The sequence below is a fragment of the Bacillus sp. OK048 genome (assembly GCF_900103525.1).
Classification (GTDB): domain Bacteria; phylum Bacillota; class Bacilli; order Bacillales; family Cytobacillaceae; genus Neobacillus.
This window is the reverse complement of record NZ_FNHN01000014.1, coordinates 22,978-40,040: the sequence shown is the minus strand read 5'-3', so window position 1 is coordinate 40,040 and position 17,063 is coordinate 22,978. Positions and strand designations below refer to the sequence as shown.

Sequence of the window (17,063 nt, the reverse complement as noted above, 5' to 3'; positions counted from 1 at the left end):
CCATTAAATGGCCCTTCGTATTATAAGGTCAGCCAGATTATGAAGTGACCCCATAAATCTAAAATTGCTAATTTCCCATATGCTCACCTCCCAAATTTTAATTTATTGGGCTCATTATTTAGGGCTATTTGTTTGTCTTTTGCAGAGTAATTAACCCGATACTTGGTGTATTAAATACTCGAAAGCGAGCAAAAGTGGGACCGCTGGCACCAAGCCCAGGAGAAACATATTGAGTATGTCCGTTTTCAGTGTGGACACCTCGCACATTCACAGAACCGGGAAATAGACCGTAATTAGGTGCATAAATCGGACCGATAATGGGCAGGTAGAATTGTCCGCCATGAGTATGTCCGTTTATGCTTAAATCCCAGTCAATCCATTCATCGTCTGTCTCTCCAAGTATGCGTGTACGATAATCATGTATGTTTTCGTCCTCATAATCGATTTCTGTTGGCCTATGAGATACCTCGATAGTAAACGGATCATTTTCAGCAGCATACTGGGTATCAAATTCATTTTTATCGTTTTCAAGTTCGGACGGAGTTTCTCGCCAGATTTCTACCACACTGACATATGGATTCGTTTTTAACCAGATAGATTCATTATCCTTTGTAATCTTCTTTCCGGGATATAATGGGGTAACGCCGTATTTTTGGAATAAATCGTAAAAGCGATTCCCTGGAGTAAGCGTAGCAACAGAATTGTCCTCGTCCGAATTACCTAAAATGAAATACATCTCTTTCTCCTTCGGCATACCTTTCAGCAAATCTTCCAGAGGTTTCAGATTTTCACTTTCATCGGAAATATAATCGCCAGTGAACAAAACTATGTCATAATCCTGTTTTTCGATGAGTCGGATTAACTTGCTCTGCTCATTACCGAACTCTTTTTCGTGCAAATCGGTGATCTGCAAAATGCGATAGCCGTCAAAGGCATCCGGTAAATCGGAGTGGTTCAAAGTTACCTTATCAACTGTCACACGATTGTTGTCCCAAGCTGTATATCCAATCATTCCACAGGCAAGAAGCAGAATTGCCAGCGGAATCGTCCATTTTTTGTAATATATTTTTTTCATAAAATATTCTCCTTTACTTTTTATTTGGATAAACAATTTTTTTGTAAGCCCCTTCTGTCAAAACAAAAACTACACCGTAAACCAGTAGGAAAATAACAATGCAGCTAAGACCGCTTATGGCGATTACAACAGGGCTATCTAAAAATGCAATTTTCAGCAGGTTTGCAATCATAGACAAGGCAACCAGCATATGCAGGACGGCAACCGCCAAGGGAGAAAAGAATACAATCAGCGTTTGCTTGCGTATTGTCTGCCGGATTTCTTTTTGACTCATACCCACCTTGCCGAGAATTTCGAATCGTTTTTTATCATCATAGCCCTCTGATACCTGCTTATAAAAAACACACAAGGCAGTCTGGGCAAACAAGACTACGCTAATTAGAATTCCGAGAAAGAGAAGCCCTCCAAAACGAACCAGCGAATTGTCGCGCTCAATGGCTTTGGCTTCAACACCACGCTGACCATGTTGTTCGTCCCATTCGTAAAGCGCATACTCGAACGCTTTTTTATCAACTTCGGCGCCTTCCAGATCAAATTCCAGATAAAACTCCGCAAATCCTTCTATTGTATCGTAATCCTGTGTAAGCTCGCTGTCATTGCTTGTCACAAGATACCACCATCTGTTTCCGTAAATGTGGCCAAAGTTATTTTTTATAGGGAAATCCCCCAGTTGTTCTTTTACATTGATCAAATTCCCGTACAGGTTAACCGTATCGCCGGTCTTTTCATCTCCGGAAAAAACCAGGACCTCGTTTTCCTTCAACTCTACATTCCTGGCGGTCAGACGGTTATAATCCTTTAGAGGCATAAGAAAAACGAATTCTTCGGTTCCGTTTTGGTCCAAATCTTCCTTGGTTTTACTGCCTGAATAAAGCGTTTCATTTTCCAATGACACAGAGTACCTTTCGGATGTTTCGGCTAAAAAGTTCTGCAATGCGTCGTGATTTGTACCGTTTTCTGAAATATAAACCTCATGGTTAAAGCTGTTTTGAATGACATTCTCAATGCCCAAATACAAGGAAACGGTTGTGGTCATAACAAAAAGCGTTGCGGTACAAAGGATGCAGATATTGGCAAGCCCTACACCGTTTTGCTTCATGCGGTACAGCATCCCGGAAATCAAATTGAAATTCTTTGACCTGTAATAAATGTTATCCTGGCTCTTTAAGAATTTTAATACTGCAATACTGACGGCGATAAACAGAAGATAGGTAGCGGCTGCGACACATAGGATCGCAGCAATAATTCTTGTGAAATTCTCATTGGGGTTCGTTGCAGTTAGGGCAAGGAAATACCCAACAGCCAAAATGCCAGCTCCAAGTATAACCAAAATGGTATTTGCCTTTGGCTCTTTTTGACCAAACGAAGAAGCATGAAGCAGCTCAAGCGGATTTGCCCGACGCACCTGCCGGATATTATAGCGGTGAAGAATAAAAAACAGCACCGCAAACAGTAACCCTGTTTTCAAAAGTGCGATTGGTGGAACTGCGACTGAAAATATGGTTGCCTGCCCAATTATTTTGGAAAGTACAAAGAACATTATCGGATTCAAGGCCATCCCCAAAAGCAGGCCGATAAAAATAACCGCCGTCGAGGAAATCAGGTTTTCGTATTTCATCACCTTGTAAATGTGCCGCTTCTCTAACCCTAAAATATGATACAGCCCCAGTTCTTTCTGGCGGCGCCTCATAATGAAGATGTTTGTGTAATACAGAAACAACACCGCCATCAGCGCAAATAATCGCTGTCCCAGCTTCATTACATCAATGGTAAAATTACCACCGGAGATATTTTTCAGGCCGGGGGCTTCAACCAGTGCGTTGACTACACAAAGCAGTGCGATGACGATCAGGCAGCTCATATAATACGGCAACAGCATGGAGCGATTTCGCCTTAGGTTGGAGGATGCCAGACGGAGAAACATTGTTTTGTTCATTACATCCGACCTCCTTTGCCCATTGTAGACAGCACATCAAAAATCTGCTCTGTCATATCCTCCTCTGCAAACTTTTTGCTTAATTCACAGATGATTTTTCCGTCTTTGAGAAACATGACCCGCTTTGCTCGCGCCGCAGCCTGTACGCTGTGCGTTACCATGATAATGGTTTGCCCTTCGCTGTTGAAGGCGGAAAACAGGTTTAGAAGTTCTTCAGAAGAATGAGAATCCAATGCGCCGGTAGGCTCGTCCGCCAAAATCAAGCTGGGCTGTGTAATCAGGGCTCTTGCCACGGCAGCCCGCTGCTTTTGTCCCCCTGAAACTTCGTAAGGATATTTTTCAAGCAGATTTTCAATTCCCAGCTTTTCCACCAGCGGCATAAGCCGCTGCTTCATTTCTTTTTTTTGACGATTGGAGAGTACCAGCGGTAGCAGAATATTGTCCTTGATGCTGAAAGTATCCAGCAAATTAAAATCCTGAAAAACAAAGCCGAGATTGTCCCGGCGAAATGCGGACATTTCTTCATCCTGAATTTCCGCATAGCTTTTGCCGTTCAGCATGACAGTTCCCTCTGTCGGTATATCTAAAGATGCCAGAATGTTGAGCAGCGTCGTTTTCCCGGAACCGGATTCACCCATAATCGCCGTGTATTCTCCCGGTTGAACCGTAAAGCTGACACCCGAAAGGGCTTCTACCTGATTTCCACCGAAACGAGTTTTATATAATTTTTTTAGATTTTTAACTTGTAAAAGATTCATAACAATAACCTCCATATTGTAAAACTAAAGCACCCTTGCTCCGGTATATAGAATACCAAGAACAAGGGTGCTGTTTATTCGGAGATTAAAACAGGAATTCTCTTTTTTTATACGGAATTTCTTACGATTTTCCTACGGACGCATTATCAATGAAGGGAAGCGTTATGATAAAGCGAATCTCTTCGTTTTCGCTTTCTACGGAAATCGTTCCGTGGTGCAGTTCGACGATTTGCTTTGCAATGGCAAGCCCAAGACCGGAGCCTCCGGTTTTGGAGGAACGGGAATAATCCAATCGATAGAACTGGTCAAAAATGCGATTCAGTTTCTCTTTTGGAATGGTATTTCCATGATTGGTAAAGGTCAGCGTAATATTCTCTGTCACTTGGGCAGCAATATGAATCTTCGTTCCGGCATGGCTGTAATTGATTGCATTGCGAAGAAGATTATCAAAGACACGCTCGATTTTATCTGCATCGCAATGCAGCTCAATTTTGGAGGGTATTTCAAGGGAGCAGGACAATCCTTTTTCTGCAAGCAGAGGTTTGAACTCAAAAACAAGCTGCTCCAACAAGCGCGTCAAATCGATCTTGCTGTATTCCAATGTGATGTGAGAAAGGTTGAACCGGGTGATCTCAAAAAACTCATTGATTAAATCGTCTAACCGTTCAGAATTGCCCAACACAGTTTCTACATAGCGATCATGCAACTCCGGCGAAAGCTGTTTTTCATCACGCAGTAGCGTCAAATACCCGATGATAGATGCAATCGGCGTTTTCAAATCATGGGCGAGGTAGACCACCAAATCGTTTTTGCGCTGCTCCGCTTCTCTGGCGGCATTTTCTTTTTGACGGATATTTTCTGTTACTGTATGGATAGCATCCTGGGTTTCTCTTAAAACAGCAGGAAGCTCCGCATGTCTGGTGCTGTTTCCAATGGATGAAACTACACCGGAAAGCTCTGCAAGATAAGAAATAAGTTGACTGCGCTGAACAAGCGCAATAATAAAGAGTGAAAGACAGAATAAAGCCACGCTAATGATAACAAGGTGTTCCACACTACCCGCCCAAAAACGGACGAAGCCTATTTCTTTCATTTTGGGAATACTCTCGTACAGCGACACAATCATAACATCTACGGTGATAATCGCTAAAGCACAAATAGCCGCTACTATGATGAAGCGGAACGCCATTCGTTTTGCCAATGACCTTTCTATTTTCTTCTTATTCAACTTTATATCCAACTCCCCATACAGTTTTGATAAACTTCGGCTTTCTGGCAGGCTCTTTCAGTTTTTCCCGCAGACGCCCAATATGTGCCATTACGGTATTATTGTTGTCTAAATACTTTTCCCCCCATACAGCCTCATACAATTCCTCGGAGGGAACAACCGTACCTTTTCGTTCACAAAGATACCACAGAATAGAAAATTCAATAGGCGTTAGTGCCAGCTCTTTTCCATAAAGAAGGCATTTGTGCGTAGCTTTGTTGATAACGAGTCCGTGAATATCGTATTCTGTTTCATCCTTTTCTACTGCCTGAATCTGTTGATTATATTTTCCGGAGCGACGAAACTGGGTTTTGATTCTCGCCATTAGTTCCAAAGGATTAAAAGGCTTCGTAATATAATCATCGGCACCTAATGTCAGTCCCATAATCTTGTCGGAATCTTCAACCTTTGCAGTCAGCATGATAATCGGGAAGAACTGCGTTTCCCTGATTTTACGGCAGATATGAAAGCCGTCAATATCCGGGAGCATAACGTCCAAAATAGCCAAATCTATTTTGGTACTTTCTAAACACTTCAAAGCGTCGGTTCCGTTATTAAACTTATGGACGGTATATCCATCGTTTCTCAAATACACCTCAATCAAATCGGCAATTTGTTCCTCATCGTCAACCAGCAAAATATTTTCATTCATGTTGATTCCCACACTCCTTTTGCCGAGCGTAAAGACCGGCATCCATTTTAAGCCTTTTATCAATGGGCTTTTCTGCACTTTTTGGAATAAGCCACATCCGACTAAACTTTGTAATACCCGGTATCCGTTTTTCTTCACAAAGTTTCTGTACCCTTCTTTCAGAAATGCCCCATTTTTTTGCCGCTTCAGGGGCAGACATATATTCTGTCATGTGCGCACACCCTTCCAAAACTTATGCGATAATTATATACGGCTATCCGAACAAAACAAAGGTGCTATTTGTAAATAATCAACCTGCAAGAGAGTCGATTAGCGGGTTCAAGTTAACTTGCAAGCAATGCAAGCTTGTACAAGTTTGTTTGTTTTTCAGATTTTCCCTATAGGGAAAACCCAAAAAATTAAGTTCTATCTATATTTTAAAAGAGTATCAGGGACAAGGGATAGAAAAATTACTCTTTGAATTAGTAATCAGAAAACTTGAAGATATGGGTATTAACACAATGCCCGTTTTTGTATTAGAAGATAGCCAATAGAAGAATCATGAAACTTTTGAAAAAGTGCAATGTCTATCGTTTTATTATAAAAATCTTTAAGTCTAGCTCTACAATTCTAACTGTAATGGCTGAACACGGAGAAAAGCAACATTTCACTAACGAAAGAATATTAAAAATTGTACGTAACATTGAGCAGGATTACTATGATGTTTAAAGTAATTGGATACGAAGGAGCAATCAATCCACCTTATAAATTGATTACGATGACTATCCGTATTCCAAGTACCATATAAAGTAATCTACTATCAAAGTAAATTAATCACTTCTTGAAGCAAGAAGAACAAAGCCGTCTAATTGACAGCTTTGTTCTTCTGCTCCTGCACCCGATAGTTTAAGTACAATTCTTCCAAATATGTATTATAAAATATGGTTTTACGTTCCTCAACAATCTGGCCCGATTGTGGAAGACTGATCTTATTGAAAATCAATCAATTTTGGATAACAACTATAACATTTTTGTTTCTCAAAACTATGTTTTCTATCTTTTATCCACCAGAAGGTTTCAAGTGGTAAACAACCTGTCATTCTTTGGTAAACTTTTTGTCATTCAGTGGTAAAAACTATATCAAGGATGGTACATTTCATTGGCTGTAATCATTATAGTTTAGATTTATACAATTGCAGGCTAGAAATGACATGAATGGGTTTACTCAAACGTTTGATTCGTTTGTGGAGGAATACGGAAATTCTCTGATGGTGCCTGTCACCGGTTTTTGCTCAATCTTCGATAAAACTCGGGGAGTGACACAGATATTTAGAACATGTGTACCACTAGATTTTGCAGACAAGCCTGCCAACATTCCGACAGGATCTAAGAGAAATCCACCAACTAAACCTCGACCAACTGCACTGGATGCACTTTTTCAGATGATTGATGCACAATCTCGTATTCCGCAATAGTCGTTTTATCAAGGAAGAGGGTTTTAGCGAAACCAGTAACCAATTGTATTGTACCAAGTGATATCATAATACCCTTTCCGACGTAAACAATTCTCACAAGTAAAATATCTCAGCTGGAAACCTATCCGGTTCATCTATCGGTAGCGAAACGGAGCCACTTTTCAACGGTAATTACAAAACCGCCTCTCGACAAACTTCTCTTCTCTAAACTCAATCAAACCCCTCCACAACAGCCAAAACAGCAAATATAATCAAACGTTTAATTAACAAAGAATTCACTAACCAATCGTTTGATTAAATGTGAGCAAAACCCTTATAGTAAACGAACTCGGGCCAGTTGGTAAGAAAAATCCCTGTCGATGACAGGTCTCAATCATCGATAACTGTCTTCAATATGAATCTATAAAAACGTCAATTCTACACACATTGACACATTTTGATACTAATCAAACGTTTGATTAAAAATACATCCACCACCGATAAACAAAGGATTTCTAAACTAAAATACGTCGAATGATGTCACCCCGAAACACGGCGACATACTTCTAACTTCGCACCGTACAGTGCGAGAAGAAAAAACTCTGTCCTTCATGCTTTCTCTTTAAATAAGGGAATAAAAACACGAGACCCGCCCCCTCGGTCTTCACAAATTTGTAACAACTTTCCGCGAATCACCATGTCCTTTTGCCCTCTGGATTCCTATATAGAGGGTAGAAAGGGTGGTGCATTTATATGAATTTAAAATCAGGCAGAATTGAAGGGTTCGAACAATATTCTCAGTTTAAGAGTGTGAAGGAGTTTAATACACATATGGAAATGTGGTTAGCGGTGAAGAAGCAGGAGTTCTCAAAGGGGGAGCTTGTCGGTTTGAAACGGCTGGTTCGTTTTTCTGCAAAAGTTCCTGGTGTTTCGAATGCAAAAATTGGGACTGTGCTAAAAGCCATTAATGAAGAATATCAAGGAAACGGAATCTCCCGCTCTACATTTAAACGGATGACCCTTAAAGCCAAAGAATTGGGCATCCTCACCATTCATGAAACAGAACGAAAAAATGGTTCACAGTCTAGTAACCTATATAGCTTTAATCGTTTTCCACAAAGTGAACCACCCAAGGCGGAAAAATTGGACCACCCTAAAGAAACTAATAATCTTTTAAAAACTAATAATCAAGAGAATAAAAAACGTAACGAAGCGCCGATTGAACTCGATCACACTTTTGTTAGTGATAAAATTCCTCAAACATTTGTCCAGCTCGTAAAATACTTCTTCTCCGATGCGAAGACAATTGAAGAATACTGGCATATGGTCCAAATCGCTGCTTTTCGATTTGATTATGACCAAAATACAGAGGACGTTCTCGCCATTGCGATTCAGTCATTCAAACAGCTGGTTCGTAAGTTGAAATCTACCAAGCAGATAGTTAAACCGATTGCCTTCTTTTATGGCATTTTAACCAACAAATTAAAAGAGCTCTATCTCGATCAATTACCAGAAAACAGCTATGAGAGTAAGCCATTTCGCTATGTACTCGGAAACGGTGAAGTCATGTACTATGATTGGCTGCACACGGATTCATGATGTTGTGAAGTGAAGCTATTGCCTTCGACAAGAGTCTAATAACCATATTTCCAATCAATCGTTTGAGTAAAACAGCCTAGCTTAGTGGAGGTCTGACCCCGAAATAGGACAAAAGACCTATAAAATTTCCATGAAGATTATCCGATATTATTTGTATATCCATAAATCGTACGATAAAGGCAAAATCATTGAAAAATGATGACGCAAAACTATAGGGGCTAACATCATGTTGGATGATAATGCTCGCCAGTTTCCGAATACGGTCTCTTACGATTTATGAAAAAATTAAAGGAGACATATGTGATGAAGATCAAAACGAATATAACAAATCTTAGAATTAAGTGGCATACAATAAGAAAAAACTATTTAGAGCTATTATTAGATAGCTGTCTGAATGCAATGATTCAAACAAAATTGAAGCAAAAAATAACCTACCATAATAATAGAATATTTGATCTTGTGTAACCGGGTACTTTACGAGCGGCTTTTAACACTGGATAGTGCCTGTGAGATTGGTTTCTGACCCCGAATCATGGGAGCACAGGCACTGATATTTAGATTTAAAAAGGTTTAGTATGGAGTCGTTTTTTACTGAATTTTATATTCTACCCTTTATTACTCTCATACTTTGTTCCACAATCAGGACATTGAATACGACCACAGCTTTTACAATTATTCGGCATCCCAAAATCAAGAGTCCTAAAGCATTTCAAACAATGGGTTTGATTGAAGAACTTAAATTCCCAGGACCAGTAAACATTGTTCCCTGTTCTAATGGATTGGTGATAATCACAAAAGACTTTACGCTTATTTTACTTTCGCTAGTTACTCGATTAAGGAAATATGCACCTACTTCCCTACTTTCCATTCTTTTTTACAAATTCCCCTCTCGACAATCATCTCTTATCTTTTAGTAAGAAAAACCCTAGTTAACAACTGAAATGGCGGATCTAATCAAACGTTTGATTACCACAAAAATGACTAAACAAACGTTTGATTAGATGTGAGAAAAACCCTTTTGTTAAACGAACTCATGTCAGTTTAGAAGAGGAATTTTTGTCGATGAAATGTCCCAGTCCTTGATAATCATCTACAATAATAACCAATAAAAACTAGAAATCTATCAAGAGTGACACGTTTCGATGCTAATTAAACGTTTGTGTAAACAGCTACCCACAGTAGATAAATCAAGAGATTTCGGCTGAAATTGGGCAGAATCTTGTCGATGGATTGTTCTAGTTTTAATGTCTCCTGTATATCACCAGGGCAAGTCTTACGATTTGCTAATGAACTGGAAATTAACTGGATGGTGCCTAGCACCCGGTTTTTGTTTTTTAAATTCACAGAAAGTTACAGGCAGCAGTATTAACTAGTTTCCCTTAATTAACAACTAGCTTGCTTTCCTCATTCTTGTGACCTTTGCTTTTTTCTAACCACTATTAAATAAATCACAATCCCAAACAATGATCCCAAACTATCAATGAATACATCCTTTACCTGACCACCTCTCCCTGGTACAACTAATTGATGTATTTCATCGGAGATAGCGTAAAGGATACAGATCCCTAGTGCTAAAGTAAAGTTCCTTAAACGCCATCCTCCACTTTTACTCAATGCATTCATTATTAATATAGCAAGTACAAGATAGATGAAGAAATGAGCATTTTTTCTTACTAAGTGGTTGAATGTATCTAATCTGAAATCGAATTCAGGAACAACTTTTTCTACCGTTTTAACAATTGTTTCCGTTACCGCACTACTGAGTTCTTTTGATTGAGATGCTGGCTGTGCTGATAATCTATTGATGAGCATCATCCATATGACTACTAACAGCCATGTAAAAATAACCTTGAATTTTCGATTGCTAAACATTGGAACCATCCTTATATGTAACTATACCTATTTGATTCTACCCTAAATAAAAGTAATGAACAGGGGGATCCTAACTAGATTCAGCCTGTTCATTATCTATTTTATCTTATGATTTTATTAAAACTTTACTTTCATACCCATTCGGATTCTTTTTCTGCCATCTCCAAGAATCTCGACACATTTCTTCAATTCCTCTTGCTGCCGTCCAGCCTAATTCACTTTTGGCTTTAGATGTGTCTGCATAGCAAACCCCTACATCTCCAGGTCTTCTATCAACAATTCGATAAGGAACCTTCATACCAGATGCCATTTCAAATGCTGCAACCATTTCTAACACACTATATCCGGTACCTGTCCCTAGATTATAGGCTTCTACACCTTTAGAAGTCATAACTTTCTCTAGTGCCTTTAAATGTCCTGAAGCAAGGTCCACTACATGGATATAATCTCTTACTCCTGTCCCATCAATGGTTGGGTAATCATTCCCAAACACTTGTAGTTCTTTTAATTTGCCAACGGCTACCTGTGTAATATAGGGCATTAAATTATTGGGAATACCGTTTGGATCCTCTCCAATCATACCGCTCTTATGTGCTCCAATTGGATTAAAGTAACGCAATAGAGCAATGCTCCATCTATTATCAGAAACAAATAAATCTCGTGAAATCTCTTCTATCATTAGTTTCGTCCGACCATAAGGATTGGTTGCACCAAGTGGGAAATCCTCTTTAATTGGTACTCGATCAGGCATACCATATACTGTAGCAGACGAACTAAACACCAAATTCTTTACCCCGTACTTCTGCATCACATCACAAAGAATGAGTGTTCCAGTGATATTATTATGATAATAATGAAGCGGAATCGTTACAGACTCTCCAACTGCTTTCAAGCCTGCAAAGTGAATAACAGCCTCGATGTCGTTGTTTGAAAACACATCCTCCAGCCCCATTCGATCAAGCAAGTCAACCTCATAAACCTTAAATCCTTTTTCTGTAATCTCTTTGACTCTATTTAATGCTTCCGGTTTACTATTTGAAAAATTATCTAAAATGATTATTTCATTGCCGGCATTCAGGAGTTCTACACACGTATGGCTGCCAATATAACCGGCTCCCCCCGTAATCAGTATAGCCATTTGATTCAACACTCCCTTTTTATTTTTAGCTCTGTTATTATTCATTGTTGATTTTCGTGTAGAAAAATTTTTAAGCGGAGAATTTCCGGCTAATGTCGATAGTGGAGGCTTAAGGAGCAGATATAAGCGGAGATATTCCGACTAACTGTTCACAATAAGACAAAAGCCATCGTTTTGGAACGTATAACCGGAAAAACTCCGCTTATTTTAAGGGAAATATGGGAATTTCCTGAAATAAACGGAATTCCTCCGCCTATTTTTCAAATTGAGTGAAATCTACATTTACCTTTAACACAGCCTTATTTTTAATAAAAATGGGGAAAATAGTAGACTATCTTCTCTCCCTAATTCTGTATTCTATTAATCAACAAATTACTTAAGGTGCTAAATATCCGCTTTATTGATGAAACCTTGTGGAACAATTCTATGAAACAAGAATATTCGGGGAGTGACAGGCACCGATATTTTGGTCTTTGCCAAGCGCAGAAAAAACCAAGAAAAGGTGCTCCTTTTCTTGGTTTAACAAAGTATAATTACTAGCTTGCTGGCCAAATTAGGTCTGCCCATTCTGGGTGATCGATAAATGGATTACGATTTCCTTGAATGGATTGAATGACATTGTTTCTGTTCATTTCAAATGCATCAACTGGATCTTGCTTGTGCCATTGAAGTAGAACAGATTTCTTGCCGTGTGTAGGTGATGGATACGTATTTACTTTGTCAGCTAGCTCAAGATCAAGCTCGCCGCCTTCACCTTCATAACGAACATCCATATACATTAGCATTCTAGCGACATCGCCTTTAACGCGATTTGGTGGCTCCCAAGAATCACTATCGAAATAGCAATCCGCACACTCACCTTGCGATTTACCGCCATTATCAAAATCCAAATGGCCACGAGAGCTGTTAACAGATACATCCGTTGGTCGTAAATGATGAATATCCGTTCCCGGACCAACACTTGTTCCAAAGTTTCCATGAGATTTTGCCCAAACATGCTCACGGTTCCAATCATTTACATTACCACCGTTTGTTGTTTTCGCTTGTGAACGGCCTGTGTAAAGTAAGATGACGTTATTAGGATTATTGGGATCTTCATCTGTTTGCTTTAACGCATCCCATACTTGAGCGTACGTTAACTTCTTTTGAACGCTAATAATATCGTTTAAAGCGTCCTTTAAGGCTTCACCCGTTTTTCCAGCTGCTGGTGCATAATAGGCATCAACAGGACTGGTTTCAGCTGCTGCCGTTACCGTAATGGTAAAGGTTGCATTTACTGTTTGCTTACCATCATTTGCCGTAACGGTTACTGCAATTGTACCTTCAACAGTAGTAGGGACCGTTAACGTAGTACCAGAAACAGTTCCAGCTGTTGTTGTGTAAGTTAGAACATCACCGTCTGGATCAGCAAAATGGTTGTTTAGGTTAACCGTAACAGGTGTACCAGCTTTAACAGAAACATCTGCTAAAGCTGTACCCACTACTGGCGCTTGGTTAACAGGTGCTGGTGCTACTGGAGAAGGAAGAACCTTTCCACCAACATCTGTGAACTTGACAGCAGAAGGATCGACGCCATCTTTAACTGTCCATTTTTGAACGCCTTCAATGCCTCTTACTTGGCTAAGGTTAGCATTGTCAATTACTACTTCTTTAACCACTGCACCAGTGAGGTCAATCACTGCACCAGCTGCTGCCGGGCTAAGAATTACAGTCGTATTCTTTAAGCCATCACCTTTAAACTTCGCATAAGAACCTTTTACCACAATACCCTCTGTAATAACAGAGTTTGCACTCAACGTAATGTCTGCACCGGCATTGGTTACGGTAAGTTTCTTTGTTTTGAAGTTATTTAGGTTGTAAACCTTCGTTCCAGCTGGCGGTGTTACTGGTGGTAACACTTCTCCACCTGCTGCTTTTAGAGCTGTTTGGATGATAATTGGATCATGGTCACTTGCGCGGCCATGCTCTTCCATGAAACCCGAGTTAATATTTAGAATATCAACAGTAGTGTTAGCTACCATGTTGTTTGTTACTAATACATGGTCTAATACTTGCGCATTGCCTTGGTAAGAGTAGTTATAACGCTCATTTGCAGGAACCTTTTCAACCATATTTGTTAATTCTTTTCCTTTAGCGATTTCTAATGTCTTAGTGAACTCAAAATCATTGAAGTCCCCTAATTGAACAACATTTGCATTAGGATTTTTTGTTTTAATGTCTTTCACAAAGCTATTGGTAATCGCTGCAATCTTATGACGTTGAATTTCACTGCTTAATACTGGCGGTTGGTTTTTACCCATTAATGGTTGGTCTCCGCCTTTAGAGTTAAAGTGGTTCGCAATCACAATGATGCTTTCACCTTGGAAATCGAACTGTGCTGCTAATGGCTTACGGCTTGAACTAAACGCAGCATTTGTTGGGTCAATACGTCCTGGGTTTAATGTAAGCTTTCCATTTTCATACCCTACTGATTGTGTTGCTGAACCTTTTGATGCTCCCGGAGTTAAAGATACACGAGCTGCATTGTAAAGGAATGCCACACGAATGTTAGCGCCTGGTGCTCCACCATCTTGGTTATTAGACGGTGCAATCTCAGTGTACGCATATGTTGGTCCACCAAGAGCTTTTACTTTATCAATAATCTTTTGTGCACTTTGTGCTCCGTCAACAACACCATTATTTGTTTCCCCGTTGTTATCTTGAATTTCATTTAAACCGATAATGTCAGGGCTCTTCATTTTCGTTACAATTGCGTCAGCAATTTTTGTTACTTTTGCATCTGGAGTGCTTACTGTAAAGTTCTCTACATTATAAGTTGCAATCGTTAACTTATCTGCTGCTGGTTCGATACTTGTTGGTTCGCGCAGAATTGGAGTTTCCGTTAATTTCGGAAGCGTTGGTTCTTGTGCCATTAATTTAAAGTTACCGTAACCGTAGTGGATAACCCCTTTAATTGCACCTGTAAAATAATCACCCATTTTCGCACGGTAAGATTTATTCGCTGTTGAACCGTTACGAACATCTACACCAATACGATCTGGATTATAATCATCTGCTGTAATACGTAAACCACCAGGATTTACATTCGTTGGATAATGGCCAGGTACTACCCATACTAAGCCGTCTTTTTGAAGAGCAACAACTTTTGCATCATCAACCTGAACATACATTCCTTCGATACTTTCCCAAAAGTCGATTGCATCTTCTTCTGGATCAAAAATAGCAAATGAGTCATTATCAATAATTTTTTCTGGAGCAATACGATCTACTCCAAGCTTAATTGGTGCAGGTAGTTTTGCTGTACCAATCTTCGTAATGGTAGAAGCTGAGATTTGTGTAGCTGCTAAATCTGTTTCACCTTTTTCAGCATAACCTTCACCAACAAACTCAGAAACGGTACCAGTAACCTTTACATGATCACCAATTTGCATTCCATGGCTAGATTTGAAAACTTGTATACCGTCAGAAGTCTTGTCATCACCATCGCCTTGAAGATCTTGCATGAAGAAACGGCTTGTTCCATCAATATACGTAACAACACCTTCCACATCTGTTACGTTCTTACCATTTAAAAGAGAAGTATGTGATTTACCTTGGATGTCAAAAATGCGAACGGCACCATCTTGGATTAGATAATCGAAAGTAGCAACCGCACTATTTTTCATTCCCGCTTTCACTGCTACAGCTTTAACCGTTGTTGCTTTATTGATCACGATTGGCTGTGCAAATATAGGGCTTGCAGTAGTTGGTTGACTGCCATCAAGTGTGTAGTGAATAACTGCATCTGCTGTACCAGTTGTTAATGTTACTGCTGTTCCTGCTTTCACCAATCCAGCACCCGGAGTAGCGATAATCGATTGAACAATGCTTGAATCTTGTAAAATATCGCCTTCATCCCGTGGGATTAATTGGTATACACCATTAAACGCACTTAGAACTCCAGTAATTGCTTCATAGGTTGTACCAGTTGTTAACATGGTTGAGCTTGGCGGGCGAATTTGGAAGCTTGTACCCGCTGCATCTGTTGCTGTATAGTTACCGCCAGAGAACGCACCTACAGTAACATTTTGAACTTTTACTAATTTTGCTTCTTTGTCTTCTTGTAATTGCGCTGCAGTTACCACTTCTGCTGCAGGGACTGCCTCTGTACCGATAATTTCAATGTTTTCATGATTTGCTTCAATTTCAAGCAATGTTGAATATTCAACTAATTTACCAGAAACCTTAATTTTATGTCCTGGTTGGATTGTCGTGCTATCTGTTGGTGTGTAGGCAACAATTGAGCTTGTAGCATCTTGGAAGTAAATTGCTCTTCCTAAAACAGCTGTTACGACACCGCTTGTTTGAACAGTTGATTCCAGAGCCATTGCTCGAACTTCCGCAATTGTGCTTTCAGAAACAATGGTATAGGCAAGTGTAACAACATCACTGTTATCTAAGCCTGCTTTAACCGCAATCGCTTTGATCGTTTTCGCAGCATCAATTACGATTGGTGCTGTGTATTCAGTGCTAGCTGCTGTTGGCTCACTGCCATCAGTAGTGTAGTAAATTTTTGCATCTGCTGTTGCAGTAGCTAGTGTTACTGCTGTTCCAGCTGTTACACCACCAGCTGCTGGTGAAGCTGTTACATTTTCAACCTTTGTTTCTACAGGTGTTGAACCACCATCCATTGTGTGAGAACCAAGGAAAGTAAATACGTCTTTACCCTTGTTATCCCATTCAACTGCAGGGTCAAATGCATCACTTGGATTACTGTCCCCTTTAGTAATTGAACTTTTACGGACAAGTGTTTGATCAACTGTTTTTACTGTTGATCCCCAGTTTAAGCGTTCGCCAACTTTTCCGATAACGTCAATAATTGTTCCGTTGTGTTTTAGAACAACTGCGTCATCACCATTAAAGTTGATAACGGTTTTTGCTGATTCTAAAAGGTCCGCTTTTGCAACGATAGCTGCATCGGCATCACTACGTGAAATGACAAATGTTTTTCCATTTGCAAGTGTAGCAGAAGAATCAGTTGACAATTTCATTGTGAAAGTAGTCGTTGTTGCACCATTGCTATAATGTTCAAGTGTGTACTCACTTAAATTAACAGATTTGCCTGTTCCATTGTAAAGTTCAATGGCTTTGTTAAAGCTGCTTCCTTCAATATATTCAGAAATGAATAGATCGTTTGCTAGTGTAGCAGCATGGGCTGGTTTCATTTGAATACTTGGTAACACCAAACTAATTACCATAATCGCTACTAATAAAATATTAAGAAATCTTTTACGACTTTTAGTCAAAACTGCACCTCCCGGTAGCATAAATCCTGATTAATTTTAATAGGCAGT

Annotated in this window: 11 protein-coding genes, 1 pseudogene and 1 riboswitch; of the genes and pseudogenes, 3 read left to right on the top strand and 9 right to left on the bottom strand. The window is 39.6% G+C overall.

Features of this window, described 5'->3' with window-relative positions; all coding sequences use genetic code 11:
• Positions 1 to 124: 124 nt before the first annotated feature.
• The 6 genes from BLR86_RS21115 to BLR86_RS21090 all read right to left on the bottom strand — a co-directional run bounded on the left by BLR86_RS21115 (position 125) and on the right by BLR86_RS21090 (position 5,899).
• On the bottom strand, positions 125 to 1,111 hold the full coding sequence (locus BLR86_RS21115; protein WP_139185680.1) for a metallophosphoesterase: 987 nt from the start codon (positions 1,109 to 1,111) through the stop codon (positions 125 to 127).
• On the bottom strand, positions 1,089 to 3,011 hold the full coding sequence (locus BLR86_RS21110; RefSeq protein WP_090766310.1) for an ABC transporter permease: 1,923 nt from the start codon (positions 3,009 to 3,011) through the stop codon (positions 1,089 to 1,091). The genes BLR86_RS21115 and BLR86_RS21110 overlap by 23 nt, the downstream gene beginning before the upstream one ends.
• Complete coding sequence (locus BLR86_RS21105; RefSeq protein WP_090766307.1) at positions 3,011 to 3,769, bottom strand: ABC transporter ATP-binding protein; 759 nt, start codon at positions 3,767 to 3,769, stop codon at positions 3,011 to 3,013. The genes BLR86_RS21110 and BLR86_RS21105 overlap by 1 nt, the downstream gene beginning before the upstream one ends.
• A 121-nt stretch (positions 3,770 to 3,890) precedes the next feature.
• Positions 3,891 to 5,003: a sensor histidine kinase gene (locus tag BLR86_RS21100; RefSeq protein WP_368086810.1), complete on the bottom strand. Its 1,113-nt coding sequence runs from the start codon at positions 5,001 to 5,003 to the stop codon at positions 3,891 to 3,893.
• Positions 4,990 to 5,688, bottom strand: coding sequence for a VanR-ABDEGLN family response regulator transcription factor (gene vanR, locus BLR86_RS21095; protein ID WP_090766304.1), 699 nt, complete (start codon positions 5,686 to 5,688; stop codon positions 4,990 to 4,992). The genes BLR86_RS21100 and vanR overlap by 14 nt, the downstream gene beginning before the upstream one ends.
• Positions 5,681 to 5,899: a helix-turn-helix domain-containing protein gene (locus BLR86_RS21090; RefSeq protein ID WP_090766301.1), complete on the bottom strand. Its 219-nt coding sequence runs from the start codon at positions 5,897 to 5,899 to the stop codon at positions 5,681 to 5,683. The genes vanR and BLR86_RS21090 overlap by 8 nt, the downstream gene beginning before the upstream one ends.
• Before the next feature lie 193 nt (positions 5,900 to 6,092).
• Here BLR86_RS21090 and BLR86_RS26960 point away from each other — a divergent pair.
• The 3 genes and pseudogenes from BLR86_RS26960 to BLR86_RS21080 all read left to right on the top strand — a co-directional run.
• Positions 6,093 to 6,221 (top strand): annotated as a pseudogene (locus BLR86_RS26960) (N-acetyltransferase family protein); the annotation flags it as partial.
• Between the two features lie 762 nt (positions 6,222 to 6,983).
• Positions 6,984 to 7,142 carry a hypothetical protein gene (locus BLR86_RS26495; RefSeq protein WP_217642411.1) on the top strand — a complete coding sequence of 53 codons (159 nt, stop codon included), beginning with the start codon at positions 6,984 to 6,986 and terminating at the stop codon, positions 7,140 to 7,142.
• A 732-nt stretch (positions 7,143 to 7,874) separates the two neighbouring features.
• Positions 7,875 to 8,720, top strand: a complete 846-nt coding sequence (locus tag BLR86_RS21080) for a hypothetical protein (protein WP_254782400.1) — start codon at positions 7,875 to 7,877, stop codon at positions 8,718 to 8,720.
• Between the two features lie 168 nt (positions 8,721 to 8,888).
• Positions 8,889 to 8,978, top strand: a riboswitch (cyclic di-GMP riboswitch).
• A 1,146-nt stretch (positions 8,979 to 10,124) separates the two neighbouring features.
• On the opposite strand, the gene BLR86_RS21075 is transcribed toward BLR86_RS21080, so the two are convergent.
• From BLR86_RS21075 to BLR86_RS21065, 3 genes are all read right to left on the bottom strand, one after another.
• On the bottom strand, positions 10,125 to 10,592 hold the full coding sequence (locus BLR86_RS21075; RefSeq protein WP_254782399.1) for a VanZ family protein: 468 nt from the start codon (positions 10,590 to 10,592) through the stop codon (positions 10,125 to 10,127).
• Positions 10,593 to 10,698: 106 nt separating this feature from the next.
• Positions 10,699 to 11,730, bottom strand: coding sequence for a UDP-glucose 4-epimerase GalE (gene galE, locus BLR86_RS21070; RefSeq protein ID WP_090766291.1), 1,032 nt, complete (start codon positions 11,728 to 11,730; stop codon positions 10,699 to 10,701).
• 536 nt (positions 11,731 to 12,266) lie between these two features.
• The gene (locus tag BLR86_RS21065; RefSeq protein WP_217642410.1) at positions 12,267 to 17,015 is read right to left on the bottom strand and encodes an endonuclease; all 4,749 of its coding nucleotides are present in this window, start codon (positions 17,013 to 17,015) and stop codon (positions 12,267 to 12,269) included.
• Positions 17,016 to 17,063 lie beyond the last annotated feature (48 nt).